Source organism: Microbacterium sp. (assembly GCF_036277215.1).
Lineage (GTDB): Bacteria > Actinomycetota > Actinomycetes > Actinomycetales > Microbacteriaceae > Microbacterium.
The window spans coordinates 1-3,215 of record NZ_DASUNI010000027.1 but is presented as its reverse complement, the minus strand read 5'-3'; the positions used below and the strand labels follow the sequence as shown (position 1 = coordinate 3,215).

The following is a 3,215-nucleotide window of genomic DNA, read 5'->3' as shown; positions in this document are numbered from 1 at the left end:
CAGATGCAGTCTCGCGGAAGGGACGCGGCGCGGGACGAGGGGGTGGTCGGCGCGGTCCTCGCGTACGTGTGGGCCTACGTCTGGCCGCTGCCTTTCGGGGCCACCGTGCCCTCGTTCGTCGTCACGTTCGTGCTGTATCTGCTGCTCTCGCTTGCCGGCGGAGGCCCGAATCCCCGAGAACGGTACGCTCTTTCCCGAATGAGCGGCCCAGCCCGCCGAACACCTCGAGAGCGGGGACACGTGACACTGGACACCCCATCCCTGCGCGCGGGCTTCCCGTCGCTGGAATCCGGGATCGCGCACTTCGACGGCCCCGGCGGCACTCAGACCCCTGCGGTCGTCGGTGCGGCCATCGCTCGTGTGCTCACCGGCCCGCTCTCCAACCGGGGCGACTCGATCGCGAGCGAACGCAACGCCGAACACGCCATCAGCGAGTTCCGCCAGGCGATCGCCGACCTGCTCGCGGCAGACTCCCGGGGAGTCGTCTACGGCCGCAGCGCGACGCAGATCACCTACGACTTCTCGCGCGCACTGGCCAAGACCTGGACCGAGGGTGACGAAATCGTGGTTACGCAGCTGGACCACGACTGCAACGTGCGCCCCTGGGTGCAGGCGGCGGCCGCCGGAGGCATCGTCGTGCGCTGGCTCCGGCTCGACCCGAGTACCGCCGAGCTGGACCTGACGGACCTGCATGATGTGATCAACAGCCGGACGTGCCTGGTCGCTGTGACGGCGGCATCCAATCTGCTGGGAACCATCCCGCCGGTCGCCGCAATCGCCGAACGGGCGCACGAGGTCGGCGCGCTGGTCTACGTCGACGGGGTGCACTACGCGGCGCACGCCTCCGTCGACATCGGAGCGCTGGGTGCGGACTTCTTTGTGTGCTCGCCGTACAAGTTCTTCGGCCCGCACTGCGCCGCGCTGGTCGCCGATCCGGCTCTGCTCGAGTCGCTGACGCCGGACAAGCTGCTGCCGTCGACCGACGCCGTTCCCGAACGCTTCGAACTCGGGACGCTGCCCTACGAGATCATGGCGGGAACCACCGCTGCCGTCGACTTCATCGCGGATATCGCGCCCGCGGGCGGAACGCGCCGAGATCGGCTCGTCGCAGCCAATCGCCTCATCGACGGTCATGAACTCGCGCTGCGCCGCCGGATCGAAGACGGGCTGGACTCGTTCGCCGATCGCGTGGTCCTGCACTCCCGTGCGAAGGAACGCACTCCGACGCTCTTCTTCACGTTCGCCGAGCACGACGCCGTGGAGGTGGCTCGGTTCCTCGCGGAGCGGAACATCCTGGCGCCCGCCGGGAGCTTCTACGCGTACGAGCCGTTCCGCGCGCTGAACCTTCCGGTCGGCGCCGGATTGCGCGTCGGACTCGCCCCGTACACCGACGGCAGCGACGTGGATCGATTGCTCGAGGCGCTGAACGACTACCTCTGAGATCGTGTTCGACTCCTTGACCGCCGCGACGGTCAGCCGTGTTGCTCACGTCCTGCGCCCAACCCGTTCGCGCATCCGGGTCGGCGATTTCGTGACGGGCCGCCACTTCACCCGCGAATCCCACCAGTAGGGGCCGCGCACTTCCGGAATGCCGTGGTTCATCCGCACCGCCCAGCCGCTCGAATCGAGGGTGCGATGGTGGAACCAGCACAGCAGAACGCCGTTGTCGATATGAGTCGGTCCGCCCCGCGCATGCTCTTGAACGTGGTGGATCTCGCACCAGTCGGCCCGCACGTGACAGCCCGGGATGATGCAGCCGCCGTCTCGAAGCCCGATCCCGCGACGCTGGTGGTGGTTGAATGCGCGTTCCCGTGATCCCAGCTGCACGATCTGCCCGGAGTCGTCGAAGATCACGCGCTGCACGGCGCCGGAACACGCGATGTGTCGGGCGGATGCGAGGGAGATCGGTTCGTCGCTCCCGTCGATGTGCGCGAAGCCGCGACCGGTGGCGAGGTCTTCCTGTCGCACCGAGACGACGAGTGTCGGCGCGGCACCGCCCAGGGTAGGCAGCGCGCCCGCCCCGGCGACGACGGTGAGCACCGTGGCGAGCGCGTCGTGCTGCTTCTGCGCCCGCGTGCGGTCATCGGCTGTCGCGGTCAGCGGTGCGTCAGGGTCGTCCGGATCGACGGTCTCCGTCGCGCCACGGGAGTCGCTGAAGAACGGCCGGCCCGGCGCCGGGGGACCGTCGAGTTTCGGGTTCAGCACGCTGTCGAACGCACGCTGCATCTGCGCGGCGACCTCGGGGAGGACGTTGCCTCGCACGGGATGCAGGCCATCGCGGCACGGTCCGATCGTGATCCCCCGCTTGCGCAGAGCCCGTTGCTCCTTCGGCTCCGCCCCGTCCTGATCGAGGTACATCGCCCACACCATCGCCATGGCGCGGAGATCCTCTGCGCAAGGCGGCGGCGCGGCATCCGCTCCCTCACCCCGCGCGGTCGCGGCGATCTCTTCGTCGGCAGCCAGGATCGCCGCGGTTCCTGCACCGCACGTGAGGAGGGGGCCGGCCACCGCCACCACCCCGTCGACGCCCACCTCGGCGGCGGCCAGCGCCTCGCGCATGTGGGGCAGCGCCGCTGGGAGCAGCCCTCCGGTCGTGAGGGCCACCGGTCGCACGACCGCCCGCGCGGCTCTCGCCAGATCGCCTGCGCGCTGTTTCGAGACCCGGGTCACTCGCTGCACGAGCTCACCCACGGAGCGGCACCCGAACCGGGTCGTCATCCGGTCCGCGTGCAACCGCCCGTCGGAGCGGTCGCACGCCTGCGTCGTCGCCTCGACCAGCAACGCCTCGCCCGCCCTCACGATCCGCGCCCCTGCCGCCATCACCTCGAGCACATCGGTCTCAGACAGACCCCGGGCAACGTCGCCGGCGAACAGCTCTCCGACCACGCTCGCGAGGTCATCGCCGACCCGGTCGAGTGTCGCGGCGATGCTGTTCATGACCCCCATTCTGCCGAGGGCTTCCGACATTCACGGCCGGAAAAGGGCCAGATCAAATGATGAATCGGATCCTTTGGAATCGACCCGATCGGCCCCTGCTGGGGAGGAAACGATTCAGCCTTCGCAGCTCTTTCTACGCCCAGAACGGGCGAGCGCTCAGGTCGACCGACTCAGAGGCCACGCGCTTCTCGCACGAGCTCGGCGTAGACCTCCGCGCTCGGCTTGGCGGTGCGCTCGAACGTCTCGCGGTCCACGCTGTGCAGCCCGAGCTTGGGCCC

Annotated in this window: 2 protein-coding genes; one reads left to right on the top strand and one right to left on the bottom strand. The window is 69.3% G+C overall.

Annotated features, from left to right (window positions below; all coding sequences use genetic code 11):
* On the top strand, nucleotides 1-1,440 hold a 1,440-nt coding region (locus tag VFX99_RS01430; RefSeq protein ID WP_329664540.1), incomplete at its 5' end, for a cysteine desulfurase-like protein.
* Between the two features lie 45 nt (nucleotides 1,441-1,485).
* Here the strand turns inward: VFX99_RS01430 and VFX99_RS01425 are convergent.
* The gene (locus tag VFX99_RS01425; RefSeq protein ID WP_329664539.1) at nucleotides 1,486-2,937 is read right to left on the bottom strand and encodes an HNH endonuclease signature motif containing protein; all 1,452 of its coding nucleotides are present in this window, start codon (nucleotides 2,935-2,937) and stop codon (nucleotides 1,486-1,488) included.
* Between the last annotated feature and the right edge of the window lie 278 nt (nucleotides 2,938-3,215).

Coding starts and splice junctions, on each gene's coding strand:
- VFX99_RS01425 (WP_329664539.1), bottom strand. CDS start 2,937: ATGAACAGCATCGCCGCGACACTCGACCGGGTCGGCGATGACCTCGCG.